Here is a 24513-nt window from a genome sequence, read left to right as displayed (position 1 = left end):
CGATTAATTTTACGTCCCAATAATTGTTAACACCGCTACATTGCTGACTTCCCGTAACTCCCATAAAAAGAAGAAGATCGTGATCTTTGCCTCCGGCTCCGGAACCAATGCAGAGAACATTATAAAGTATTTTAAGGACTCGGATAAAGCTGAAGTGGCGGCCGTATTTTCCAATAAAAGATCGGCAAAGGTGTTAAAACGAGCACATGACCTCGATGTAAAAGCCCTGCACTTTGACCGGGATGCTCTTTACCATTCCAAAGAGGTGTTTAACCTGCTTAAAGACATGCAGCCAGACCTTATAGTACTGGCGGGTTTTCTTTGGATATTCCCGAAGGCGATTCTTCACGAATTTCATAATAAGGTGATCAACCTTCACCCTGCTTTGCTCCCAAAGTTTGGCGGCAAAGGCATGTACGGCATGAACGTGCACAGGGCCGTTGTGGAAAAAAAAGAGGTGGAAACCGGCATCACCATTCATTATGTCAATGAGAAATACGACGAGGGCGAGATCATTTTCCAGGCTTCCACCCCCGTAGATCCAAGCGATTCTGCCGAAGATATAGCCGAAAAGATCCATCAGCTGGAATATGAGCATTTCCCGAAAGTGATCGAAAACCTACTATTCCCTTCAGAAAATGGATAAACCGCAGGTACACATTTATACCGATGGCGCAGCAAGGGGAAATCCAGGTCCCGGCGGCTACGGAATTATCATGGAATGGGTGGGGAAACCCTATAGAAAGGAATTCTCCCAGGGCTTTAAGCACACCACGAACAACAGAATGGAACTGCTGGCGGTCATCGTTGCACTGAAAAAGCTGAAAAACCTCGATACTACGGCCGTGGTGTTCACAGATTCGAAATACGTGGCCGATGCAGTTGAGAAAAAATGGGTTTTCGGCTGGGAGAAGAAAGGCTTTAAAGACCGAAAAAATGCCGATCTGTGGATAGAATTCCTTAAAGAGTTCAGAAAACATAAAGTACGGTTCAAATGGATCCGCGGCCATAATGACCATCCGCAGAACGAGCGCTGCGACCAGCTTGCCGTAGAAGCCTCAAAAGGAAAACGGCTTTTGATCGACACCGGATTTGAAGGGGAGTCTGAAAGCCTTTTTTAACCTCCTGCTTTTTTGCTTTATCTGCTTTATTGCTTGAAAAACAAAACCGTATATTTGCACCTCATTCTTAAAAAATACTATGAGTAAGTTATTAATAGTGGGAACAGTAGCTTTTGATGCCATTGAAACCCCTTTTGGTAAGACCGATAAAATTCTGGGAGGTGCAGCGACCTATATAGGGCTCTCTGCTTCTCAATTTAATATAGACAGTGCGGTAGTATCTGTAGTAGGTGAGGATTTTCCGCAGGACTATCTTGACCTTCTGAAAGATCGTAACATCGATATTTCAGGGACTGAGATCGTCAAGGGCGGTAAAACCTTTTTCTGGAGCGGAAAATACCACAACGACCTCAACTCAAGGGACACACTGGACACCCAGCTCAATGTATTGGCCGATTTTCAGCCGGTAGTTCCTGAAGATTTCAAGTCACCAGACATTGTAATGCTTGGAAACCTGCATCCTTTAGTACAGCTAAGTGTTCTGGAACAGCTGGAGCGGCCAAAGCTTGTTGTTTTGGATACTATGAACTTCTGGATGGACAACACCTGGGATGACCTGATGAAAGTTATTGCAAAAGTTGACGCCCTTACTATTAATGACGAAGAAGCCCGTCAGCTGACAAATGAATACTCACTTGTGAAGGCAGCGCGAAAAATAGCAGAATTAGGGCCAAAATATGTAGTGATCAAAAAAGGAGAACACGGAGCCCTTTTATTTCACGACGAGCAGATCTTCTTTGCTCCGGCGCTTCCGCTGGAAGAAGTTTTTGACCCAACCGGTGCAGGTGATACTTTCGCAGGAGGTTTTACAGGATACCTGGCGTACACAGGAGACATTTCTTTCGGCAATATGAAAAATGCCGTGATCTATGGCTCGAATCTTGCCTCCTTCTGTGTGGAAAAGTTCGGAACCGAAAGAATGCAGGAACTAACAAAAGAAGAGGTCAATCAACGGTTGCAGGAGTTTAGGGCCCTCACCCAGTTCGAAATTAACCTTACTTAAAAATAACGCCCTGTAATTTCAGGGCTTTTTTTGTGACTAAATTTGCATAATATCCTCAACTAAGGAAGAACAAATAATATGAGTGACGCTTTAAAACACGAATGTGGAATTGCCCAGATCAGGCTATTGAAACCTCTCGAATATTATAAGGAGAAGTACGGGACCGCTTTTTATGGGGTGAACAAAATGTACCTGATGATGGAGAAACAGCACAACCGCGGACAGGACGGTGCGGGTTTTGCCAGCATCAAACTCAATACTCAGCCGGGCGACCGCTACATTAGCCGGGTGAGGTCAAATGCCGCCCAGCCCATTCAGGATATTTTCGCGCAGATCAACTTCCGCATCAATGAAGAGATGAAGGAGCATCCCGAATATGCCAATGATGTGGCCCTTCAAAAAAAGAACATTCCATATATAGGAGAAGTGTTCCTGGGCCACGTTCGCTACGGAACCTTCGGGAAGAACAGTGTGGAAAGCGTCCACCCCTTCCTTCGTCAGAACAACTGGATGCACAGGAACCTCATCGTTGCCGGAAACTTTAACATGACCAACGTTCACCAGCTTTTCAACAACCTGGTGGAATTAGGGCAGCATCCTAAGGAAAAAGCCGATACAGTAACGGTGATGGAGAAGATCGGGCACTTTTTGGATGATGAGGTTGAAAAATTATATAAAAAACTAAAAAAACAGGGATTTAGCAAGGTGGAAGCTTCTCCCATGATCGCAGAGCAGCTCAACGTCACCAAGATCCTTAAAAAGTCTTCTAAGAACTGGGATGGCGGCTATGCCATGGCGGGGCTTCTTGGGCACGGAGATTCCTTTGTTTTGCGTGACCCTGCAGGAATAAGGCCTGCATATTATTATAAAGATGACGAAGTAGTGGTTGTTGCTTCAGAAAGGCCGGTGATCCAGACCGTCTTCAACGTTAACTTTGAGGATGTTCAGGAATTGCCTCCGGGCCATGCCATCATCACCAAGAAAAGCGGAGAAGTGCGCATCAAAAAGATTCTTGAACCACTGGAAAGGAAAGCCTGTTCTTTTGAGCGCATCTATTTTTCCCGCGGAAGTGATGCAGAGATCTACCAGGAGAGAAAGAACCTCGGAAAATTCCTGATGCCGGAAGTTTTGAAAGCCATAAACCACGATACCATCAATACGGTATTCTCTTTTATTCCGAATACTGCCGAAACCTCTTTCTACGGAATGGTGGAAGCAGCCCAGGATGAACTCAACAAGCAAAAGAACGAAGCCATCCTTGCTGAAAAGGAAACGCTGACAGACGAAAGACTTCAGGAGATCCTGGCACACCGTCTTAGAACCGAAAAAATTGCCATCAAAGATGCGAAGCTGCGTACTTTCATTACCGAAGACAGTAGCCGGGACGACCTGGTGGCCCATGTGTATGATGTGACTTACGGAGTAGTGAAGCCGCAGGACAACCTGGTGATCATAGATGACAGTATTGTTCGAGGTACCACCTTGAAGAAGAGTATCATCAAAATGCTTGACCGCACTAATCCTAAAAAGATTGTGGTGGTCTCTTCTGCACCGCAGATCCGTTATCCCGATTGTTACGGGATCGACATGGCCAGGCTGGAAAACCTGGTGGCATTCCAGGCCGCACTGGAACTGCTGAAGGAGAACGGAAAGTATGATATAGTAGAAGAAGTCTACGAAAAATGTAAAAAACAGGTGGATCTTGAAGACAGGGAAGTTCAGAATTTCGTGAAAGAGATCTATGACCCTTTTACAGATGAGCAGATATCAGACAAGATAGCCGAGCTGTTAAGCGAGGAAAGCGTGAAGGCCGAAGTAAAGATCATTTATCAGACCGTGGAAAATCTGCACAAGGCTTGTCCGCACAATTTAGGCGACTGGTACTTCACGGGGAACTATCCAACATTTGGAGGTAACCGTGTGGTTAACAGGGCTTTTATGAACTTTTATGAGGGCAAAACCGACCGCGCATACTGATATAACACTGATTTTCTGACAGTTACGTTTAGCTGCGTGTAGTTTAACTAATATATGTGCCGTTCATCTAAAAAGCAATGTGAGACGAATAATATTATTTACCTTAGCTAAGCCATAACATAAGTAGGTTAAGTTCATGGTAGATTTGGGGCAAAAAAGGTGGAGCTATCCACCTTTTTTATTTTTATATACTTTCCATTCTCTTCCCCTTTAATATTCATTTCTCAAAACCTTCGAAAAAGAATATTCTAAAATGGCATTTTTGATGCTCTATATTTACCACGAACACGCGAATGATCTCTTTTGTTCAATTACACTCCGTTTAATCGAAATTAACTAGCCGATCAAATTTAATATGATTAGTGAATTGGTGGCCTTTTAAAATTATCTCAAAAGAGAACTCCCTAAAATTTCATTTTTGACACTCTATTTTTCCCAGAAATACCCAAATAATTCCATTTGGAAATTGATACTTCCATTTTATCGGAAATAAAAGGGGTTCTTACTTAATATAATTCGTGAATTCGTGGCTCCTAAAAAAGCCCCTTTAAAATGTAATTTTTACCACTCTTTTAAATGGAGTTCTTTCCCGTCGAATTCGGCGTAGGTGTAGAAATTGATCCAGTCGCCGGTGTTGATGTACTTTGAATCCTTTGTAAGCTGAAAATCTATAGGTAAATGTCTGTGACCAAAAAGGAAATAATCGTAATGCTTTTTCTCCAACTTTCTTCGGCAGTAAGCGATAAGCCACTCTTTGTCTTCCCCAAGGAATTCAACATCTTCCTTTCCCGAGATCGCCTTGTTCTTTACCGAAAAATACTGGGCCAGCGGCACACCAAGATCGGGATGCAACCAGCGATACAGCCATTTCGCGAAAGGATTAGTAAAAACCTTTTTCATTCGCTTAAAGCCTTTATCCCCCGGACCCAGCCCATCGCCATGACCAATTAGGAACTTCTTGTCATTAAAAGTGAATTCTTTGGGGCGGTGAAAAACCGGAATTTTCAACTCCTTTTCAAAATAGTCGTTCATCCAAAGATCATGGTTGCCCACAAAAAAATAGATAGGAATTCCGCGGTCACTCAACTGGGCAAGTTTTCCCAAGACACGAACGAAGCCTTTAGGCACCACATGTTTATATTCAAACCAGAAATCAAATAGATCTCCGAGCAAAAAGATGGCCGCCGCATCTTCACTTATTTTATCCAGCCAGGCTACGAACTTTTCTTCCCGCGGGCGGCTTTCTTCCGCCGTTGGGGCCCCCAGGTGGTTATCGCTCGAAAAATATATTTTTTTGCCTTCAGGAACTTCCATTGGAAATATTTAGCGGTAAAGATAGAATTAAATTCGGCTAAGTTGAAAGCGAGATTCAAAACAGGCATCTCTGCCGCAGGCTTTGAATTTTTGTTCAAGTGCTGTACCTTTAAGAAAAAAGAGCATGAAAAACTTGATAACCGGCATTCATCATGTTACGGCCCTGGCCGGAGAACCACAGCAAAACCTATATTTCTATACCGGAATACTGGGCCTGAGGATGGTAAAAAAGACCGTGAACTTTGACGCGCCCGAGGTCTATCATTTTTACTACGGAAATGAATTGGGAGAACCGGGCTCCATCATGACATTTTTCCCTTATGAAGGCATCCAACAAGGACGGCCGGGTAAAGGAATGCTGAATGTCACTACCTTTTCTGTTCCGGACACCTCGAGGGAATTCTGGGAAAATCGACTGAAGCAATACAATGTCAGTACAAAACCTGTAGAAGAAAGGTTCGAGGGAGAATCTGTTCTATACTTTGAAGACCCCGACGGTCTTGGGCTGGAACTGGTCTTTAACAGCAAAGACGATCGCCCCGGATTTTCGTACGGCAACATTCCTGAAGAGCACGCCATAAAAGGCTTTTACAGCGTGGAGATATGGCAGGAGAGACATGAGCGCACTGCAGCCTTGCTTACGGAAGTGATGGACCATCAACTGATCGCCGAAAAAGGGAACAGGTTCAGGTTCGCTGCAACCGACAAACCCGGAAATTATATAGACATCGTCTCCATGCCGAACAGCCAGAGAGGCCTTGGCGGTGGTGGCACGGTTCACCATATTGCCTTCAACACTGCCGATGTTCAAACTCAGGCAAAAGTGCGTGAAAATCTTTTAAGAAGCGGCTTACAACCCACTCCTGTGGTAGATCGACAATACTTCGAATCCATCTATTTTAGGGAGCCGGGAGGAGTCCTTTTTGAAGTTGCTACAGCCCAACCGGGATTTGCGGTAGATGAAGAACCACAGAAACTGGGAGAAAAATTAATGCTTCCGGCACAGTACGAAGCCAAACGAGACCTCATTGAAAAAGCCGTGAAACCGGTTCAGTTAAATCCTCAAAAATTCAAATAATGCTGCACAACAAAGATTTCAAATACGACGGAACGCCGGTAGAAAAAGCTTCAAAAGCATTGATCATGTTACATGGCAGGGGAGGATTTGCCGAAGACATCCTGGGCCTTGCTGAGCATTTCAAGATAGAAGATTTCGCGCTGGTGGCACCGCAGGCTTATAACAACAGTTGGTATCCGTTGTCTTTCATGGCACCCGAAGAGCAGAATCAGCCCTGGCTGGATTCGGCCCTCGAACTGCTCGGGGAACTGGAACTGGAATTGAACCAAAAAGGGATCGCTTCAGAAAACATCTATTTCTTCGGATTTTCCCAGGGAGCCTGCCTGGCACTGGAGTACACCACCCGCAATGCAAAAAAGTACGGAGGAGTCATTGCCATTATCGGCGGACTTATTGGAGACCACATTAACACTGGGAATTATATTACCGATTTTGAAGAAACTTCTATCTTTTTGGGAACCAGCGACCCCGATTCACATGTGCCGGTTGAACGGGTAGAACAGTCGGCCGAGATCCTAAAGAATAAAAATGCGAAGGTAGAACTACGAATTCATAAAAACGCGGGGCATGTGATCAATACCGAAGAACTTGGCGTGGCCAATAATTTCATTTTCGGGTACCCGGGGCCTTCAAAGAAAAAGGTCTAAGCATTATCTGAAGCGTACCACTCGGCGTAAGAGGTTTCCGTTTCCTGCAGCCTTAGGGAGAATAGCTTGATATGTTCAGGAAGCCTTTTTTGGATCTTTGCAGCAAAATCCTGGATCATATTCTCACTGGTAGGTTGATAGTCTACAAGAATGACAGTATGACCTCTGTCCTTCAGCTCTTTGGCCAGCTCCACATGAGGTGTGTTCTTATTAAAAACAGTGGCATGATCAAACACATCAACGATCTCCTGTTTCACGATCTTCTTCAGATCGCCAAAATCGATCACCATTCCCAGCTTGACGTTATCCACATCAGTAATGGGTTCCCCTATTACAGTAACCGCCAATTTATAGCTGTGGCCGTGAACGTTCTTGCATTTTCCGTCGTAACCGTACAAGGCATGCCCTGTTTCAAATGAGAACTGTTTGGTAATTCGAATTAAACCCATAAAAATATTTTTGCAAAGATAAAGGTTTTTTACTGCCTCCTGCCTGAAGCTCAGCTTTTAAAAATTAACTTTTTAGGAGCAACTTTTTTCAGCAGCGAATATTAAAACGATATACATTTGCAGGCTTAAATTTTTGAAAGTGACAATAGTAGAGAATCCCGTTTACGAGAAGATCATTGAGGACCTGTTGAACCAACAGTATTCAATAATTGAGAACTTCTTTGACCTTTATGAAGTACAGCAGCTTCGTAACTCGCTTCTAAACAAGTATGAGGAAGACAATTTCAAGAAGGCGGCTATTGGCAACCGTACCAACGAAATGATCGCGAAATCTATTCGTGGCGACTTTATTCTGTGGTTGAATGAGGCTGAATCGGGAGCAGCCGAGTCTATCTTTTTCAACAGGATCAATGACTTTGTGGAGTACCTTAACAAAACCTGTTTTATGGGAATTCTGCACAAGGAATTCCATTATGCTCTGTATCCTGAAGGCACTTTTTACAAGAGACACCTGGACACTTTCCAGAACGATGACAGGAGAAAACTTTCCATGGTCTGCTATCTCAACGAGCAGGACTGGAAACCGGAGTATGGCGGGGAGCTGGTGATCTACAAGAATGAGCACGGAACGGAAAAAGAAGAGGTGATCTATCCCTTTCCGGGGCGGGTGGTGATCTTTGAGAGCCAGGTTCTGGAGCATGAAGTAAAACCCGTAAAAACCGAAAGGCTCAGCATTACCGGCTGGTTGAAGACCCGATAGTTACTTTTTTCTGAACTTCTGGTACAGAAAAACACCTATAAGGGCAATTGCCAGCAACAGCCACCAGCCGTTACCGCTTAGAAAGGTCCAAAAGTCAAAAGCCTCATTATTTATGGGCACTTCGTTCTGCATTACCTTTCGTGCCTTTTTCGCCAGCTGTGCCGGGCGTAGAGAAATACCACCAGCACAAACAGGATCCCCAGGATGTATTCCCAGTTGCCTTCAATGAAGTTCTGCAGGGAATATCCCCATTCCTCTTCCCGGGTGGCGGGCCTGTCTTTTGGTAAATGTTCCTGCTGAATGTTCATTCTGAAGATATTTAGTACTGTTTCTATTTTTTTAACTGTGCCAATGCTTTCCGTGTAAAGTCAGATAGCACAAGCTCTCCCGAAATGGCGGCTCTTTCCTGAAGCAGCTGGCTCCAGTTTTCGGTTCCTTCCCATAACACCTTTTTCATTTCATACAAAGCTGCAGGATTGTAGCCCGCAAGTTTTCTGCTGAAAAATTCAAGCTCCTTATCCATTTCCGAAGTATTCTCAAATACCCGCGCGTATAATCCCTTTTCCTTGGCCCAATATGCATTCTTCCATTCATGGGCAGCCAAAGTAAGTTCGGCTAAAGCTCCCACGCCCATTTTGCGCTCTATGGCCGGTGCGATGACGAACGGACCTATACCAATACTTAATTCTGAAAGTTTGATAGCGGCATGTTCTGTGGCAAAAGCATAATCACAGGCCGCAGCCAGGCCTACTCCGCCTCCAACCGTTTTGCCGTGAATTCTCCCAATGATGAGCTTTTTGCAGCTACGCATGGCATTGATCACATTGGCAAAGCCGGAGAAGAACAGTTTCCCCTGCTGCATATTCTCAACCGCTAGCAACTCATCAAAAGAAGCTCCCGCACAAAAGGCCTTTTCTCCTTCAGATCGAAGAATGATCACCTTCACCTCCTCATCTTCAGAAAGCTTATTGAGCTCCCGCTGCAACCGCTCTAACAGTTCGCCGGGAAAGGAATTGCTTGCCGGGTGGCCAAATTCGACCGTGGCTACTCCCTCAGTTATTTTTGTATACAGGCTTCCGTTTTCTCTGTTGGTGGTCATAAAAAGAATGGTTTCCCGTAAAGTTACACTTTAGCCGGGAATTACAAAGAAGGAAAGTCGCCTAAAACTTCCGGCTACACCTCTTTTTGTAGATATTTCCTTCGGAATTTGATCACCAGGGCCCCGCTTCGGATGAGCATCCATACGAAAAACGCGATCCAGATGGCATAGAGTTCCATTCCGAAGTGATCACCTATCAGCAGCACCGGAGTGAATCCGAGGAAAGTAGCGAACAACAACACATTCCGAAGGTATTTCGCTTCGCCAAGGCCTTTGAAAATGCCATCAAACATAAAAGCTATGGCATTGACCGGCTGCATGAAAAGCACCATCCAGAATACAGAAGTGAACAGCACCAGCACAGAATTTTCTTTGGTAAAAAGCAATCCGATCTCGTCGTAGAACAGGGAACAGATGCCAATAAGGGTGATAGCGATGATGATGGCGTATTTGCTGATGTCAATGCTCAAATTCCAAAGCCGCTTGTAATCTTTGGCACCCAAAAGCCTTCCCGAAATAGCATTTCCGGCATTCGCGTAGCCATCGATGAAAAATGAAAAGAACAACCAGATGTTCATGAGGATACTTTGGGCAGCAATGTAGTTCTTCCCATAATCTGTGGCGTAAGCGTTGGCCAGATAAATGGCGAAATTGAGGGCGGCGGTCCTCACAAAGAGGTTGGCGCTCATTACAAGAAGACCGCGCATCTGCGGATTAATGTTAGAACTAAGTCGTAATCCAAAGGGTGTCCTGCTAAAGAAAAAGTAAAGCGCCATGGCCAGCATCACGGCCTGGGAGATCACGCTGGCTATAGCCGCCCCTTTTAAATGCATGGCAGGAATAACCCCATCAATGCCGTACACCAGGAGATAGTCTAGCGCCACATTAAGAAAGGCGCCGGTGAGACTGCATTTCATAGCCCACAACGTATTTTGCAGCCCTCTAAAGACCCCAAAAAGAGCAAAAGTTACCAGCGTTAGCGGATAACCCAGGGCCCTTATCTGGTAATAATCAGCCGCGTAATTGAGCACCAGTCCTTCAGCGTTATAGGCCCTGAAGATGGTGGCGGCAAAATAAGCGGTTACAATGTAGATGAGCAGGCTCAATAAAAGGTTGAAGTAAATGGCCTGCGGCACGAGGGTCTTTACCGCATGAAGCCGCTGCGCTCCCAGGTGCTGGGAAACCAGGGCAGAGATGGCGGTTTTTGTCTGTGCCACGATCCAGATGATAGCTGAAAGAAAAGAACCCACTATCCCCGCGGCTGCCAGCGCCTCTACGGGATCTCTTTCCACGTTTCCAATAATGGCGATATCGGTAAGGGAAATGAGCGGTTCCGCGATCCCGGCAATGATAGCGGGAATGGCAATTTTGTTGATCTCCTTGAATGAAACTCTAGACATCTACTTCAAGATCTTTTCATAACAGTAAAAAGGGTGCTCACTTTGCTTCGGAAAAAAGATATTTCCCAGGCGCTTATAGTCCCTGCTCTCATAAAATTTCTGATTTCTTTTGTTCTTGCTGAAGGTATCGAGCCTTACCGACTGATAATTCTGAGCTGCAGCAAACTTTTCGGCGAAATCCATCAGCTTTTGGCCGTAACCTTTTCCCCATACCTCCGGGAGGGTCGCCAGCCGGTGAACATAAAGGTTATTACCTCCTGGAGTCAGCCATTCGATTGGAAGATACTCTTCATCAATTTGTGGAGTAAGGACGATGATCCCCAGGATCTCTCCGTGCTCTTCGAGTACGTACAGTTCTTCCTTCTCAATATCTTCCAGAAGGCGTTCGCGGGAAGGGTAATGTTCATTCCATTGAAAAATGGCTTTTTCCTGCATGGCTGCGGCACAGGCTTCGGTAAGAGACTTTGCGGACTCGAGATCTTGTCGGGTAGCTTTTCGGATCATAGAAACCACAAAAATAATTTTTATAAGAAAGAATTAAACTCTTTACTGGTATAAATAAATTAATTACATTTGCCCCGTTGAATTTTATCATTCAACTCCAAACGGGGGATTAGCTCAGCTGGCTAGAGCGTTTGGCTGGCAGCCAAAAGGTCATCGGTTCGACTCCGATATTCTCCACCAAAAACCACTGCATTGGCGGTGGTTTTTTTATACCCTTTTTTCAGGAATACCTGCAATATCTCTATTTAAGGCCAAAAGGCTCATCGGTTCCCCCGAAGTGTCGGGGCGATATTCTCCACCAAAAACCACTGCATTGACGGTGGTTTTTTTTATACCCTTTTTTCAGGAATACCTGCAATATCTCTATTTAAGGCCAAAAGGCTCATCGGTTCCCCCGAAGCGTCGGGGCGATATTCTCCACCAAAAACCACTGCATTTGCGGTGGTTTTTTGTTTCTACATCGACCTTACTCCAAAAATCCTGTAACCCTGTCCACTATTCTTCCAAGGGCATCAGAAAGGTGAGTTTGGTTCCAGGGGTGCGAGGCCTCAAAGACATGGTCACTACCTTCCAGCACGAACAATTGGGAGTCAGCGATCCAATCATGAAGGTCATGAGCGTCTTGAATAGATACCGTAGGATCGGCAGACCCGTGGATAATCAGGACCGGGATATGCAGTTCTTTCGCCGCCCTTGAAATGGTAAGGCGTTCTTCGTTTCTCTTGAAATCTTCATAAAACTCGAAAAGGTGAGGCATTTGCTGTTTGGTTCGGGTATTTTCAATGTAAGCAATGCCTTTTTGTTCCCAGGCATCCAGCTCTTTGCCTTTTGGAAATCGGTCCCCAAAGTCGCTCACGGCCGCAAGAGTGATCAGCTTCTTGATTCGCCTGTCTTCAGCCGCTCTGACAAGTACCACACCACCGCCACGAGAATGACCCATTAGCCCAATATTCGTAACATCGGCCACTTCGGAATATGGAGAATCTTCCGAAGTGAGCCAATCCAGCAACACTTCCAGGTCATCGAGTTCCTTGGTGTAGGTATTCTCTCCAAAGGCATCAAGATCGGGAAAATCGATCGGCTCTTCCAGGGTTCCGCCGTTAAAGGCAAAATTGAACTTGATGAACAGAAAACCTCTTCTGGCAAATTCTTCACCCATCAAATTCCAGGCGCCCCAATCCTTGAAACCCTTATAGCCGTGGCAAAAAATGAGCACGGGTTTGTTCTCTCCTTCTTCTGAAAAAAATACGTCGGTAATTACCGGCCTCCCGTGTTTTCCGGGAAGCGGAATGTTCTTTTGTTTTATGATCACCATGCGAATTGCTTCATTTCTTTTTCCTGAAACGGCACCTGCGGATCGCAGATCTCCAGGATCAGGTTAATTAATTGTTCCCGGAAAGCTCCCAAAGTTTCCGGTGTGATATCGGGGTCTTTAAAGGCTCCCCGGCCGTTCTTGTCTTTTTTGTAAAATTTCAGGAAGCCGCTCTGCAGGTTCTTAAAGGAAATAATACCGGCTTCGGCAGCAGAAGTGATCGGTCTTTCGCGATGTAACAGATAAGCGTACATGAGCACCTGAAAAGGCTTGCTGTATTTGTCATAATCGCTGTGAATATCTTCCCATTCCACGATCTCTACTTTGTTCTGCTCCACTTTTCCCGTCTTGTAATCAATGATCCTCATTTTGCCATTGAATTCATCCACCCGGTCTACCGTGCCTTTCAGGTTGACGGGGAAATCCAGCACCTCAATGGGCAGGGAACATTCAAGTTTATTCTCTACCTGTAAGATCCTTATAGAATTTCCTTTTTCGAGAGTCTTGATCTCCGACTTCAGAAAATTGACCACATAGCGTTTGGCTACTTCGTATATCAGCAGATTCTTTCCGTTTTGAAGTGGTTCAGAAGTATAGTGTTTCAGAAATTGTCGGCTGATTTCTGAAGGGGTTTCAGAAATGGCCTTTTTGAGCCCTTCTTCAGTAATTTCTGAACCTATCCATTGCTCATAGAATTTTTCCAGCGTGTCATGCACAACCGTCCCTAAAGTATTGTAGGCCACGGTTTCCTCTACTTCCTCACTTTCTCTAATACCCAGGATATACTGTTTGTAGAAGTCAAGCGGATTCCGCACGTAAGTGGTAAGAGCCGACGGAGAAAATCCTCTTTTAGCCACCTCCCTGATCTTCGCCATCATTTCAGGAGTTTTGGGAATTACTTTCAGTTCCTTGCTTATCGCCGGAACTTTTGGCACAACCGAAAATTGGCTTATCTGGTGCTGCTTTTGCTGTTCCATTTCCAATTGCAGTAAAAAACGGCTCTTTTCCCCCGCATTTAATCCCCCACTTTCAGTATTATACACCAAATGCACGTTTTCAGCCCTTTGCAAGAGATGGTAAAAGTGATAGGCGTAAACCGCGTCCTTTTCTTTGTACGTGGGCAAATTATATGCACATTTCAGGTCAAAAGGAATAAAAGAATTGCTGCTTTTTCCCGAAGGCAGCACGCCTTCATTAACCGATAGCAAAATGACATTTTTGAAATCAAGCACTCTGGATTCCAGCACTCCCATAAGCTGCAGCCCCGAGAAAGGTTTTCCTTTAAAATCAACCGTCTGTAAAGAAACCAGGTCTTTAAAGATGATAAAAAGGGATTTTAAGGTGGTGACATGGGTATATTCCTGCAGCAAGTTGTTCAGTTTATTGAACAAAAGATGGAACTGGTACAAAAATTCAAGCGTAAGCTTATCCTTGTCCTTATCGAGGTATGTTCTGAGCAGGTAGATCAGCTCCTGAAGATTAGCCACAGCTATCTCCGGATCGTTCTTCCAGCTTTGGAAACATAACCTGTACAGATCCAGAGTAAAGCCCGATGCATTTTCAAAAATGGTTTCTGAAGAGAGGTACACTAGATTCTCCTTTTTGATCTTTTCTGAAAGTCTGTTTGAGCCCCCGCCGGTCACTTTTTTGATCAGCGGGTGATTTATTATGGTCGTGAGATCTTTGTAATACCACTTCTCCTGGTGCCCCGCCTGAATTTTGAGCAGGTGCTCAAAAAGTAAGGCTACAGGCGCATTTCTTAGGGCAAAACCCATGGTGACATTCACTTCTGAAATGTTTGGGGGCAGGGAATTGAGCACCGGCAACAAAAGCGACTCATCTCCCAGAACCACAGCCGTACTCTGCAGGTCCTCCTCATTCATACTGGAAAGTATTTCCCCCACGTATTTTGCCTGACCGATGTTCTTTGGAATTCCCGCCATTTCTATGTTCTTAGCTAAAGTGAATTCCGAAGAAAGTTTCCCGAAGGGCTTCCCCCTGTACCATTCCCATTCGATCGCATACTGCCTCATAAAATGCGACACATCATGCTGTTTGTCTTCAAAGAAGGTCTTTTCCACATCCCAGAACACTTCCCCCAGACCGGTCTCAAGCAGTCGCTGGAAAATGAGCTGTTCGGCGGAATTAAGGGCGTTAAAACCCACAAAAACATATTTACCGGAGTTGTTGATTATGAAATCCTCTATCTTTTCTGAAGCCCTACGATACACCATTCCCTGGTAGGCCAGTCCTTTTCGCTCAAGCTGCTTCTGAAGCTGTTCGTAGTAAACCGGAAGCTTGTTCCAGAATGAAAGGTAATTCTTCATCAGGGAGGTCTGATCCTCCTGCAGGGACCAGTGATTCACCTCCTGAATGTCTGAGAGATACCCAAAAAAAGCCCTGTAATCAATCAGGTAGCGGTCTATTTCATTGAAGTCATGCAACAGGGTTTGCCCCCATGCCGAGTAGGTTTCAAAATTTTCGACCTCATCCCGGGGTGTACAATCTTTATATGCTGAATAGAATTCGAAAAGGGAAGTAATATTGTCAACAGATTTTAAGCCGGCGATCTCCTGGGCAAAATCCTCTATACTCAGCACCCTTGGTGAAAATACCGGTTTTTCTACCATGCCGGCCAGCCGGTGCAACAGGTAAGACCCTGCACGTTTACTGGGCAAAATGAAGGCACAATTTGAAATTTTTGTGTCGCGGGCGAGGAGCTCGTTTAAAACCTGATCTATGAATGCAGTCATGCCTTAAAAATAAAAAACGCTCCGATGAATCGGAGCGTTTTTCAAGATTTATTTAAGGTATGGCCTACATATCAGTAGTATCTTCTGCAGCAGGCTCTTTCATCTCTCTTTCCTTGTCAAGTGAGATCTCAACCCTTCTGTTTTCCTGTCTTCCTTTAGCTGTATTGTTGGAAGCGATAGGCTGAGTTTCACCATATCCTTCAGAAGTCAGACGGTTTGCAGGAATTCCGGCTTCAATTAAGAACTGTCGTACTGAAGCTGCTCTTTCTCTAGAAAGTTTTTCATTATAAGAAGCGCTACCTGTACTATCTGTGTGTCCTTCAATATGGAAGATAGTTTGTGGGTACTCCTTCATGATGTCAGCGATAGACTGTAAAGTCTCTTCTGATTCCTGACGGATAGATGACTTGTTAAGGTCAAAAAGAATGGTTCTTGAGTACTCGTTCAACTCCTCGATCACCTCAACTGTAGGCTCAGGACATCCATTGTTAGCGGCAGTACCGGCTACTTCAGGACACTCGTCGTCTTTATCAAGAACTCCGTCATTGTCTTTGTCTTCCCATGGGCATCCGTTGTTTTCAGCAGGACCTGCTTCATCTGGACACTCATCTTCGCTGTCTTTCACTCCGTCACCATCAGCATCAGGACATCCGTTCATTTCGGCTGTACCGGCTTCAGTAGGACATTCATCCTGAGGATCTGCTACCCCGTCACCGTCAGTGTCAGGACATCCGTTGAATTGTGCCAATCCGGCTTCGTTTGGACATTCGTCATTTCTGTCTTCGATACCGTCACCGTCAGAATCTGGACATCCGTTGAATTCTTCAAGTCCTGGTTCTTCTGGACACTCATCGTCTTTGTCATAGATCCCGTCACCATCTGTATCTTTTCCACCGAAAGCGAATTTTATCCCTCCAGTGTGCTGCCAGTGTTTGTGCATTTGATCATTGTCAAAGCTATGCTTGTACATGGCCTGAAGGGTTAATGCAAGGTTATCTGAGAACCAGAAGTTGAATCCTAATTTTCCGTTCAAAGTCGCTGCTCCTTCATCATCGATCCAGGTGTATCCACCACCGGCACCAATAACAGGATCAAACCATCCGTCACCGGCAAGAGACCTAAGGCTGTAGTTGAACAAACCGTCAATTCCATAGTAGCTAAGATCATCAACACCTTCATCTCCAAATTTGTCGATCTGGTTTAAAGATCCGGCAAGTTCAAAATTGAAACCTCCACCAATATATCTGGCCACAGATATTTTAGAAAGCGCCGGAAGGATGTTCCAGTGATCGGAAGCATTGAAAAATTCATTGTAGTAAGTGCTACTGGTTACGTCGCCTCCTTCACCTTCACCGGTAGGATAGAAGTCAACCGCATTAACTCCAAGGGTGATAGCCCAAGGGTTATCTTCATCCTGCGCCTGCATGGTGCTGAAGCTCAGGATGCATAAAGTAGCCAATAAAAATTTGTTTAGATGTTTCATATTGAAGAGTTTAATTTTTAATTAGTTAGTTAAAACAAAAGTATACTGGAAAATATTATTAACAAAGCCCAATATAATAAAGTTTTCTTAATAAACCCTTGTATGCTGGCGATAGTCGGCGGTTTATATTGAAAATTCATTAGATTTTTTATAAAATTTTGCTAAAAAATTAAGCATTTGAACAGCGTGTTATTTGGCTTGGGAATGCACTAAAAGCAAGGTTTTACCTACAAATTCAAAAATTTTTCAAAATAAATTACCCCCAACAGTTTCTTAAATCTGCAGGGGGTATAGATACATTTTAAAGCGTACTTACTTAATTTTTTAGATCACTTCAAGTTCTTTTCCTACTTTCTTAAAGGCAGCTATAGCCTTATCAAGATGTTCCCTGGTATGGGCAGCCGATAATTGCACCCTGATCCTGGCTTTTCCTTTTGGCACGACCGGATAGAAGAAGCCTATCACATAAATGCCTTCCTCCAGCAGCCTGTCGGCCATGGTTTGCGAAAGTTTGGCATCGTACAGCATCACAGGAACAATGGCTGCATCGCCATCAATAATATCGAAACCGGCTTCTTTTATTCCTTTTTTGAAATAGGCAGTGTTCTCCTTTACACGGTTACGCAGTGTGTCATCCTTAGAGAGCATGTCAAATACTTTGATAGAGGCACCTACAATTGCCGGAGCTAAAGAGTTAGAGAAAAGATATGGTCTTGACCTTTGCCTCAACATTTCAATGATCTCTTTCTTACCTGTGGTATACCCACCCATGGCGCCACCAAGTGCTTTACCTAGGGTTCCTGTAATGATATCGATACGACCTAAAACACCTTTTTCCTCAAGCGTTCCAATTCCCTGCTCGCCGATGAAGCCTGCAGCATGCGCCTCATCGATCATGACCAAAGCGTCGTATTTCTCTGCCAGATCACAGATCTTGTCAAGCGGAGCCAGCAAACCGTCCATGGAGAAAACCCCGTCCGTCACCACGATCTTGAAGCGTGCGCCATCTTCATTGGCCTTTTTTAGCTGCTGCTCAAGATCTTCCATATTATTATTCTCGTAACGATAGCGGGCGGCTTTACACAGCCTTACCCCATCAATAATGGAAGCGTGATTAAGAGAATCTGAAATGATCGCATCCTCTTTCGAGAAAAGCGGTTCAAAAACCCCTCCGTTAGCGTCAAAAGCTGCGGCATATAAAATGGTGTCTTCTGTACCGTAAAAATCAGCGATCTTCTTTTCCAGGTCTTTATGAATATCCTGGGTTCCGCAAATGAATCGTACGCTGGACATTCCAAATCCGTGAGTGTCCATAGTGTCTTTTGCGGCCTGAATCACATCGGGGTGAGAAGACAGTCCCAGATAGTTATTCGCACAGAAGTTGATCACTTGCTTGCCTCCCTGAATGGTAATATCTGCCCCCTGCGGAGAGGTGATGATCCTTTCCTTCTTAAAAAGGCCTTCTTCTTTTATTTGCTCTATTTCTTCTTTAAGATAATCCTTTATAGCTCCGTACATATATTTGATTTTTTACAAAATTACACTTCTTTTATACAATCCTCACCTCGGCGTCATTATTTAGGTAAACCAGCAATTTCCTATCGATCTCATATCCCATTTTTTCCAAAACGGCGGCATAAGAATTGATCTGTTCGCCGTGTTTAACATCCTCTGCTCCGGTTTTATAATCTATCAGGCTCACTTTATTTCCGCAGAAGTTAAGCCTGTCGGGCCTTAAGATCTCTCCAGTACCAGAGAAAACGTCTTTTTCATTATAGTTTACAGCATCCTCAGAATAATAAGCCTCCAGTTCAGGATGCTGAATCACTTCCCGGATCAACTCCTCTATTTCCACCTCATCCTGATCTTTGAACATTCCCTCTTCCCTGGCAGTGAAAAGCACCTGCTCAATATCTTTTTTCGAATTGATGCGGGCGAACAATTCGTGGACCAGGTTCCCTTTTTCGATCGCTGATTTTTGTTTGGAATTCCACAACATTCCCGAACGGGTAATAATGGAGATACCGTTGGATTCTGTAGGGGATGAATAAAAAACCTCCTGCGGAACAGAACTTCGGGTAAGCGGCTCAACCTCGGGCAGCGCAAGGGTCTGCCCAAATTCATACTCGGTTTCCCCCGTCCATTTTCCAATTTGTTTAAGGTACGAGATGAAGAGCCCGGAAAACTTTTTTAGATTTTCCTGTCCTTTTTTATCCAGTTCCATTTTGGAGATCACATACAGGCGGTCTACAGGACGTGTCAAAGCTACATAAAGAACATTCAGCGCATCCAACTGACTGTTAAAGCAAAGCTCTTCATACAATCGGGGTGCCTCCCCTCCCCAGAATTTCATTTTTTCTGAAGCCTTCAGGTATGCAACTCCAATATTGGAACTCAGCCCTTCCGGAAGGTTCATCCAGATAGATTCCCTGGCCGTATCCTGAATGGTGCTGTTGGCAAAAGGATAGATGACTACCGGAAATTCCAGTCCTTTTGCCCGGTGAATTGTCATGATCTGCACGGCATCTTCCCCTTCGGGCACTACAATGCTCAGATCATCCTTTTTGCGATCCCAAAGCTCAAGGAATTCGAAGATACCGGAGGCTGTGGAATTGGAAGCCTCAAACACAAAGTCCAGATAAAATTGCAGGTATGCATTTGAACTCTTCACCAAGCCAAAACTCCTGATGATGTATTCCACACCTTCATAAACAGAAAGCGAGGTAAGCACCTCCAGGTCAAAATGAATGTTCTGCTCCTTTAGAGCATCGAAAAATGCCTGTCCCTCCAGTTCCAGGGTTTTGGTTAGGAATTTGAAATCATTTTCGGTAGAGATCTTTCCTTTCAAAAGGAAATCGAGGATCTCAAACCTCAGCTCTTTATCGGCAATATCCAGGCTGTATTTTAGGATTGAATTAATAAAGTTCACTTCAGGAGAACGGCTCAGCAAAAGGCTTTCAGAAGAGATGACCGCAATATCATTTTCACCCAGGTAATTGGCAATGGCTATGCCTTCCTTTTTTCTGCGGGTAAGGATGCAGACACTGCTTTTTGACACCCCTTCTGCCTCGAGGTTTCTGATGATCTCCAGCACCCGCTGCGGATAAATCTCCATTTCCTCTTCGGCATTTTCGGCTTCTATAAATGAGAGGTTTACATAACCCTCTTTTTCGGAAATGCTTTGCTGCCCACTGTTCTCAAAAAGGGTTTGATGCGCCTCATGATCAAAGCAGGAGGACGAAAACCTGAAAAAATCGTTGTTGAAGTCCACGATATTTTTTGCACTTCTATAATTGTTAGGCAGCATCACCAGCCTCTTTTCCTCTATATTGAAAGGATTCTTCTCACCACAAAGCTCCATGAACTGCTCTGCCTTGCCTCCGCGCCAGCGGTAAATGGACTGCTTGGCATCACCTACCAGGGTGAGACTACCATGCTCTTCCTGAATATGTTCTACGGAAAGGGTATGATCCACCAGCGGAATAAGGTTCTCCCACTGCAGCTGAGAAGTATCCTGAAATTCATCTATGAAATAGTGCCGGTAGCGTTCTCCCAGGCGTTCATAAATAAAGGGCGCCGGCTGGTTTTTCACCGCCTTACCAATGGTAGCATTGAAATCGGAGATCAACACGATGGAATTCTCCTTTTTGATCTCCTCTATCTGGTTTTGGATAGCGCTGAGCAGGGATAGCGGCACCAGGTTCTTTTCCACAGCCTTTAAAAACTGAATTCTGAGAATATGATTTTTAACCTCCCCAAACATGTCTGCAATTTGCGGCTGCAATTCATCAAGCACATCCTTTTTCCCGGAAGCAAGGCTTTTGGAATATAGGTTCTGAGAAGCAATATTTTCCTGCCATTGCAGGTGAAGGTCGATCTTGAAATTTTTTTTGGCAATCTTTTCAAAGAATTTGGGACAGGAACCCCTCGTAAAATCAGTGGATTCTATTCCCCGGGATCTGATAAGTTCAAAAAAATCAGCTGCTATTTTAACGGCAGCACCTTCTTCTTCCTTAAGATGTTTTTTAAGTTCTTCGCCAAGGGCTTTAAAAGCATCAAGATTTTTTCCAGATAATAGCTCCAGATAAGGTCTGCTCGTCTCCTGGGTGAGCAGGTTGGCTATACTCAACAGGTCCCGCGAAATATCCCAGCTTTTATCGTCATCTGTTTTGCTCAACACAAAGTTCACCAGTACTTTGGTCAGCGCTGCATCCTGCCCCGCCAGGTTGATCACCCGGTCAACAGCTTCATTCAACACTTCCTGGGTGTTCAATTCCACCTCAAAATTCAGGGGCAGTTCTAGGTCTTTGGCAAAGGTTCTCAGCACCCTGTGGGTAAACCCATCAATAGTAGACACCTCAAAAGATGCATAGTTGTTAATAATGCTTTTTAAAATGCGCCGGCTTCTTGTCCTTATTTCTTCGGAAGTGAGGCCGGTATCTTCTGCAAGAAGGGTCAACAGACTGGTTTGGCCTTCTTCATTGGTCAGGGTATGCAGGCCTTCTATGATACGGCTTTTCATTTCGGCCACGGCTTTGTTCGTAAAAGTAATAGCCAGAATGTTCCTGTAGCTGTCGGGTCTGTTAGAGGTAAGCAGCAGAGCCAGGTATTCTTTTACAAGGGTAAAAGTCTTTCCGGAACCTGCCGATGCATTATAAATGGTAAAGGTATTGGGCTGCTTCAAAAATTTTTTTACTAAAATAGGAAATGCCGCCGAAAAACAGATTCCAATTCTGCTGGAAAAATATTCAGAAGAAATTATCTAATTTTCAGACACTTCCTTAATTCCTTTTTTATATGATCAGAAAAAACCTGAAATTTCCAAAAGGTTTAAGGATTTTATAACATTTCCCCATTTCGGAAAACCTTATGAAATGCCTAAATTTGGGGTTGATCAAAGTAATAACAACTAAAAAGAAAACATTATGGCTTTTGAGTTACCAAAACTAAAATATGCATTTGATGCATTGGAGCCTCACATTGATGCAAGAACAATGGAGATCCATCACGATAAACACCACGCCGGTTATACCAGCAAACTGAATGACGCCATCAAGGGAACCGACCAGGAAGGAAAGAACATCGAGAACATCCTGAACAACCTGGATATGGAGAACAAAGCGGTTCGAAATAACGGTGGCGGATACTACAACCACAACCTTTACTGGGAGATCATGTCTCCAGAAGGAGGCGGAAAACCAGAGGGTGACCTTGCCGCTGCTATTGATAAAGATTTCGGATCTTTTGAAGCTTTCAAAGATGCTTTTTCGAAAGCAGGTGCAGGCCAGTTTGGTTCTGGCTGGGCATGGCTTTGTGTAAAGGAAGGCGGAAAATTGGAAGTCTGCTCTACCCCTAACCAGGATAATCCTTTAATGCCGGGTACAGGTTGCGGAGGAACTCCTATTCTTGGAATGGATGTGTGGGAGCACGCTTATTACCTGAAGTATCAAAACCAGCGTCCAGCTTATATTGAGGCCTTTTTCAATGTGATCAACTGGGATGAAGTAGCAAAAAGATATGCTCAGCACAAATAATAATTCTGTTTTTAGAATGAACATGCTGCCTGAAGTGATTTGGGCAGCATTTTTTGTGCGTTAATTTTTGGGCATAAAAAAAGGTGGAAAAGATCCACCTTTTTTTGCCCCAAATCTACCATGAACTTAACCTACTTATGTTATGGCTCTGCTAAGATATATAATCACTTAACTTTGAAAAATTTTTTTAGACCAACTACAGGGAAATTAGTTAAAGCGTATTATTTTTTTTAAGCTGTAAGAAATCAGCAGCAAAATTCTGTCTTATGTTTTGGTTTTCAGCACATTAACCTCATCCAAAGCAATGTCTTTTAACTTGAGTTGAAGGCTGAAATTCCCGTTGAATTCATTCTCCTCTATTCCGAAAACCGCTTTTATTTTCTGCCTTTCAGCCAGCAGCCCGCACTTATTTCCCAGGTTAAAACCTATAGCCCCGTAGCTCACGCCCGAAGGAGAGTGCTGCAAACGGCATTTTAGATGCGTCTGGTCCTCACCCACGCATTTGGCATACCCGGTATCTTCGAGTCTTCGGGACATGAATACCGGCCTCATGTTACCGGGCCCGAAGGGGGCGAATTGCTTCAGAATTCTATAGAACTTCGGAGTGATCTCCTGAAGGTTGATCTCGGCGTCTATGGAGATCTCCGGGATCAACAGGTTCTTATCTATACTGGCAGAAACCACCTCTTCAAATTTCCTTTTGAAGTTCTCGTACTGCACCTCTAGCAAGGTAAGGCCCGCAGCATATTTATGCCCTCCAAACTGCTCAATATATTCGGAACAGCCTTCCAGCGCATCATAGACATCAAATCCCTTAACCGACCTGGCCGAAGCAGCGAGTTTTTCGCCGCTGCGTGTAAATACCAGTGTGGGGCGGTAATAGGTCTCGGTAAGACGGGAAGCCACTATCCCGATCACCCCTTTATGCCAGTTTTCATGATAAACCACTGTTGTAAGTCTTTCCTGCTCTTTCATTTCTTCGATCTGGGCCAGTGCTTCTAACGTGATAGCTTTATCTGTATCCCTTCGCTCGCGGTTGTAGCTCTCAATCTCTTCAGCAAACTTCACCGCCATTATCTCATTCTCTTCTGTGAGCAATTTCACGGCGTGAAGTCCGTGCTTCATTCTTCCCGCGGCATTGATACGCGGGGCAATGATAAAGACGACATCGTTGAGGGTAAGCACACTTTTCTTTACCTGCTCCAAAATAGCCTTGAATCCCGGACGTGGTGCTGCATTTATCACCCTAAGTCCGTGGTAGGCCAGGATCCTGTTCTCGCCGGTGACGGGAACAATGTCGGCGCCAATGGCCGTAGCTACCAGGTCCAGGTATGGCAGCAGGATCTCAAAATTCTCCTCACGCCTGGAAGTCAGCGCCTGCAGCAGCTTAAATCCAACCCCACAGCCGCAGAGTTCTTTGTAAGGATAATTACAATCTTCGCGTTTTGGGTCGAGCACGGCCACTGCATCTGGAATTTCCTTCCCAGGCCTGTGGTGGTCGCAAATGATGAAATCTATGCCTTTTTCTGAAGCATAAGCCACTTTATCTTTCGCTTTGATCCCACAGTCAAGAGCGATAATAAGACTGATATCATTATCGGCAGCGAAATCTATTCCTTTATAAGATACCCCATAGCCTTCATCATACCTATCCGGAATATAGGTAGCCACATTGGGATAGTAAGATATAAGATAGGAAGAAACCAAAGCGACACTGGTAGTACCGTCAACATCATAATCCCCATACACCAATATATTCTCCCCCTGTTCAATGGCCTTTTCTATTCTCTCAACTGCCGGCAGCATGTCCTGCATGAGAAATGGATCGTGAAGATCTTCCAACGAGGGCCTGAAGAATTTCTTCGCATCCTCAAAGGTTTCTATTCCGCGCTGAACCAGAAGAGAAGCTATGGGTTTTCCTACTCCCAGGCTCTTTGAAAGATTTGATACGGTCTCGGGATCGGGTTTGGGTTTGAGAGTCCAGCGCATGCAAGTAATTTTTTGCTCAAAAATACAGATTGTTTCAAAATGATCTTCACCCTACACGGTTTGAAAAGTGTAAGAACTGAGGAAATTTCT

At 44.5% G+C, this 24513-nt stretch carries 21 protein-coding genes and 1 tRNA gene; 9 read left to right on the top strand and 13 right to left on the bottom strand.

From position 1 onward, the window contains the following. The first annotated feature begins 40 nt into the window (after nucleotides 1-40). The 4 genes from purN to BLS64_RS02795 all read left to right on the top strand — a co-directional run bounded on the left by purN (nucleotide 41) and on the right by BLS64_RS02795 (nucleotide 4101). Nucleotides 41-646 (top strand): phosphoribosylglycinamide formyltransferase, encoded by a 606-nt coding sequence (gene purN / locus BLS64_RS02810; RefSeq protein ID WP_245693362.1) that lies wholly within the window; start codon nucleotides 41-43, stop codon nucleotides 644-646. Continuing rightward, nucleotides 639-1121, top strand: coding sequence for a ribonuclease HI (gene rnhA, locus BLS64_RS02805; RefSeq protein WP_093111493.1), 483 nt, complete (start codon nucleotides 639-641; stop codon nucleotides 1119-1121). The genes purN and rnhA overlap by 8 nt, the downstream gene beginning before the upstream one ends. A gap of 79 nt (nucleotides 1122-1200) precedes the next feature. Next, nucleotides 1201-2124 (top strand): PfkB family carbohydrate kinase, encoded by a 924-nt coding sequence (locus BLS64_RS02800; RefSeq protein WP_093111491.1) that lies wholly within the window; start codon nucleotides 1201-1203, stop codon nucleotides 2122-2124. 78 nt (nucleotides 2125-2202) lie between these two features. After that, nucleotides 2203-4101: an amidophosphoribosyltransferase gene (locus tag BLS64_RS02795; RefSeq protein WP_093111489.1), complete on the top strand. Its 1899-nt coding sequence runs from the start codon at nucleotides 2203-2205 to the stop codon at nucleotides 4099-4101. Between the two features lie 561 nt (nucleotides 4102-4662). Here the strand turns inward: BLS64_RS02795 and BLS64_RS02790 are convergent. Continuing rightward, nucleotides 4663-5415, bottom strand: a complete 753-nt coding sequence (locus tag BLS64_RS02790; RefSeq protein ID WP_093111487.1) for a UDP-2,3-diacylglucosamine diphosphatase — start codon at nucleotides 5413-5415, stop codon at nucleotides 4663-4665. 124 nt (nucleotides 5416-5539) lie between these two features. On the opposite strand from BLS64_RS02790, the gene BLS64_RS02785 reads away from it, so the two are divergent. Both BLS64_RS02785 and BLS64_RS02780 read left to right on the top strand, forming a co-directional pair. After that, a complete protein-coding gene (locus BLS64_RS02785; protein WP_093111485.1) occupies nucleotides 5540-6493 on the top strand; it encodes a ring-cleaving dioxygenase in 954 nt (317 codons plus the stop codon). Then, nucleotides 6493-7140 carry an alpha/beta hydrolase gene (locus BLS64_RS02780; protein WP_093111483.1) on the top strand — a complete coding sequence of 216 codons (648 nt, stop codon included), beginning with the start codon at nucleotides 6493-6495 and terminating at the stop codon, nucleotides 7138-7140. The genes BLS64_RS02785 and BLS64_RS02780 overlap by 1 nt, the downstream gene beginning before the upstream one ends. Here the strand turns inward: BLS64_RS02780 and BLS64_RS02775 are convergent. Next, nucleotides 7137-7589, bottom strand: a complete 453-nt coding sequence (locus BLS64_RS02775) for a 6-pyruvoyl trahydropterin synthase family protein (protein WP_093111481.1) — start codon at nucleotides 7587-7589, stop codon at nucleotides 7137-7139. The genes BLS64_RS02780 and BLS64_RS02775 overlap by 4 nt on opposite strands. A gap of 139 nt (nucleotides 7590-7728) precedes the next feature. On the opposite strand from BLS64_RS02775, the gene BLS64_RS02770 reads away from it, so the two are divergent. Further along, a complete protein-coding gene (locus BLS64_RS02770; RefSeq protein ID WP_245693361.1) occupies nucleotides 7729-8349 on the top strand; it encodes a 2OG-Fe(II) oxygenase in 621 nt (206 codons plus the stop codon). Here BLS64_RS02770 and BLS64_RS15385 read toward each other — a convergent pair whose 3' ends face one another. The 5 genes from BLS64_RS15385 to BLS64_RS02755 form a co-directional block, all read right to left on the bottom strand. Beyond that, nucleotides 8350-8481, bottom strand: a complete 132-nt coding sequence (locus BLS64_RS15385; protein WP_256325175.1) for a hypothetical protein — start codon at nucleotides 8479-8481, stop codon at nucleotides 8350-8352. It lies immediately after the preceding gene. Beyond that, entirely contained in the window at nucleotides 8481-8657 is a 177-nt protein-coding gene (locus tag BLS64_RS15130; RefSeq protein ID WP_176763410.1) for a hypothetical protein, read from the bottom strand. The genes BLS64_RS15385 and BLS64_RS15130 overlap by 1 nt, the downstream gene beginning before the upstream one ends. Nucleotides 8658-8680: 23 nt before the next feature. Then, nucleotides 8681-9448: an enoyl-CoA hydratase/isomerase family protein gene (locus BLS64_RS02765; protein ID WP_093111477.1), complete on the bottom strand. Its 768-nt coding sequence runs from the start codon at nucleotides 9446-9448 to the stop codon at nucleotides 8681-8683. A 74-nt stretch (nucleotides 9449-9522) separates the two neighbouring features. Further along, nucleotides 9523-10848: an MATE family efflux transporter gene (locus tag BLS64_RS02760; protein ID WP_093111475.1), complete on the bottom strand. Its 1326-nt coding sequence runs from the start codon at nucleotides 10846-10848 to the stop codon at nucleotides 9523-9525. Next, nucleotides 10849-11352, bottom strand: coding sequence for a GNAT family N-acetyltransferase (locus BLS64_RS02755; RefSeq protein WP_093111473.1), 504 nt, complete (start codon nucleotides 11350-11352; stop codon nucleotides 10849-10851). A 103-nt stretch (nucleotides 11353-11455) separates the two neighbouring features. On the opposite strand from BLS64_RS02755, the gene BLS64_RS02750 reads away from it, so the two are divergent. After that, a tRNA-Ala gene (locus tag BLS64_RS02750) sits at nucleotides 11456-11532 on the top strand. Between the two features lie 286 nt (nucleotides 11533-11818). On the opposite strand, the gene BLS64_RS02745 is transcribed toward BLS64_RS02750, so the two are convergent. The 5 genes from BLS64_RS02745 to BLS64_RS02725 form a co-directional block, all read right to left on the bottom strand. Beyond that, a complete protein-coding gene (locus BLS64_RS02745; protein WP_093111471.1) occupies nucleotides 11819-12667 on the bottom strand; it encodes an alpha/beta hydrolase family protein in 849 nt (282 codons plus the stop codon). Then, nucleotides 12661-15417, bottom strand: coding sequence for a PD-(D/E)XK nuclease family protein (locus BLS64_RS02740; protein ID WP_093111469.1), 2757 nt, complete (start codon nucleotides 15415-15417; stop codon nucleotides 12661-12663). Before BLS64_RS02740 ends, BLS64_RS02745 begins: the two co-directional genes overlap by 7 nt. A 64-nt stretch (nucleotides 15418-15481) precedes the next feature. Beyond that, on the bottom strand, nucleotides 15482-16900 hold the full coding sequence (locus BLS64_RS02735) for an OmpA family protein (RefSeq protein ID WP_093111468.1): 1419 nt from the start codon (nucleotides 16898-16900) through the stop codon (nucleotides 15482-15484). Between the two features lie 324 nt (nucleotides 16901-17224). Then, a complete protein-coding gene (kbl, locus tag BLS64_RS02730) occupies nucleotides 17225-18418 on the bottom strand; it encodes a glycine C-acetyltransferase (RefSeq protein WP_093111466.1) in 1194 nt (397 codons plus the stop codon). Between the two features lie 31 nt (nucleotides 18419-18449). Further along, nucleotides 18450-21584, bottom strand: coding sequence for a UvrD-helicase domain-containing protein (locus BLS64_RS02725; RefSeq protein ID WP_093111464.1), 3135 nt, complete (start codon nucleotides 21582-21584; stop codon nucleotides 18450-18452). Between the two features lie 241 nt (nucleotides 21585-21825). On the opposite strand from BLS64_RS02725, the gene BLS64_RS02720 reads away from it, so the two are divergent. Next, the gene (locus BLS64_RS02720; RefSeq protein WP_093111462.1) at nucleotides 21826-22434 is read left to right on the top strand and encodes a superoxide dismutase; all 609 of its coding nucleotides are present in this window, start codon (nucleotides 21826-21828) and stop codon (nucleotides 22432-22434) included. A 264-nt stretch (nucleotides 22435-22698) separates the two neighbouring features. On the opposite strand, the gene recJ is transcribed toward BLS64_RS02720, so the two are convergent. Next, entirely contained in the window at nucleotides 22699-24423 is a 1725-nt protein-coding gene (gene recJ / locus BLS64_RS02715) for a single-stranded-DNA-specific exonuclease RecJ (RefSeq protein ID WP_093111460.1), read from the bottom strand. Nucleotides 24424-24513 lie beyond the last annotated feature (90 nt).

The organism is Salinimicrobium catena (assembly GCF_900102915.1).
Taxonomy (GTDB): Bacteria; Bacteroidota; Bacteroidia; order Flavobacteriales; family Flavobacteriaceae; genus Salinimicrobium; species Salinimicrobium catena.
The sequence above is the reverse complement of the archived record's forward strand: the minus strand, read 5'-3'. Positions and strand labels throughout refer to the sequence as shown.

Coding starts and splice junctions, on each gene's coding strand:
- recJ (WP_093111460.1), bottom strand. CDS start 24,423: ATGCGCTGGACTCTCAAACCCAAACCCGATCCCGAGACCGTATCAAAT.
- BLS64_RS15130 (WP_176763410.1), bottom strand. CDS start 8,657: ATGAACATTCAGCAGGAACATTTACCAAAAGACAGGCCCGCCACCCGG.
- rnhA (WP_093111493.1), top strand. CDS start 639: ATGGATAAACCGCAGGTACACATTTATACCGATGGCGCAGCAAGGGGA.
- BLS64_RS02765 (WP_093111477.1), bottom strand. CDS start 9,448: ATGACCACCAACAGAGAAAACGGAAGCCTGTATACAAAAATAACTGAG.
- BLS64_RS02760 (WP_093111475.1), bottom strand. CDS start 10,848: ATGTCTAGAGTTTCATTCAAGGAGATCAACAAAATTGCCATTCCCGCT.
- BLS64_RS02755 (WP_093111473.1), bottom strand. CDS start 11,352: ATGATCCGAAAAGCTACCCGACAAGATCTCGAGTCCGCAAAGTCTCTT.
- BLS64_RS02795 (WP_093111489.1), top strand. CDS start 2,203: ATGAGTGACGCTTTAAAACACGAATGTGGAATTGCCCAGATCAGGCTA.
- BLS64_RS02740 (WP_093111469.1), bottom strand. CDS start 15,417: ATGACTGCATTCATAGATCAGGTTTTAAACGAGCTCCTCGCCCGCGAC.
- BLS64_RS02785 (WP_093111485.1), top strand. CDS start 5,540: ATGAAAAACTTGATAACCGGCATTCATCATGTTACGGCCCTGGCCGGA.
- BLS64_RS15385 (WP_256325175.1), bottom strand. CDS start 8,481: ATGCAGAACGAAGTGCCCATAAATAATGAGGCTTTTGACTTTTGGACC.
- BLS64_RS02775 (WP_093111481.1), bottom strand. CDS start 7,589: ATGGGTTTAATTCGAATTACCAAACAGTTCTCATTTGAAACAGGGCAT.
- BLS64_RS02790 (WP_093111487.1), bottom strand. CDS start 5,415: ATGGAAGTTCCTGAAGGCAAAAAAATATATTTTTCGAGCGATAACCAC.
- BLS64_RS02800 (WP_093111491.1), top strand. CDS start 1,201: ATGAGTAAGTTATTAATAGTGGGAACAGTAGCTTTTGATGCCATTGAA.
- BLS64_RS02780 (WP_093111483.1), top strand. CDS start 6,493: ATGCTGCACAACAAAGATTTCAAATACGACGGAACGCCGGTAGAAAAA.
- kbl (WP_093111466.1), bottom strand. CDS start 18,418: ATGTACGGAGCTATAAAGGATTATCTTAAAGAAGAAATAGAGCAAATA.
- BLS64_RS02735 (WP_093111468.1), bottom strand. CDS start 16,900: ATGAAACATCTAAACAAATTTTTATTGGCTACTTTATGCATCCTGAGC.
- BLS64_RS02720 (WP_093111462.1), top strand. CDS start 21,826: ATGGCTTTTGAGTTACCAAAACTAAAATATGCATTTGATGCATTGGAG.
- BLS64_RS02745 (WP_093111471.1), bottom strand. CDS start 12,667: ATGGTGATCATAAAACAAAAGAACATTCCGCTTCCCGGAAAACACGGG.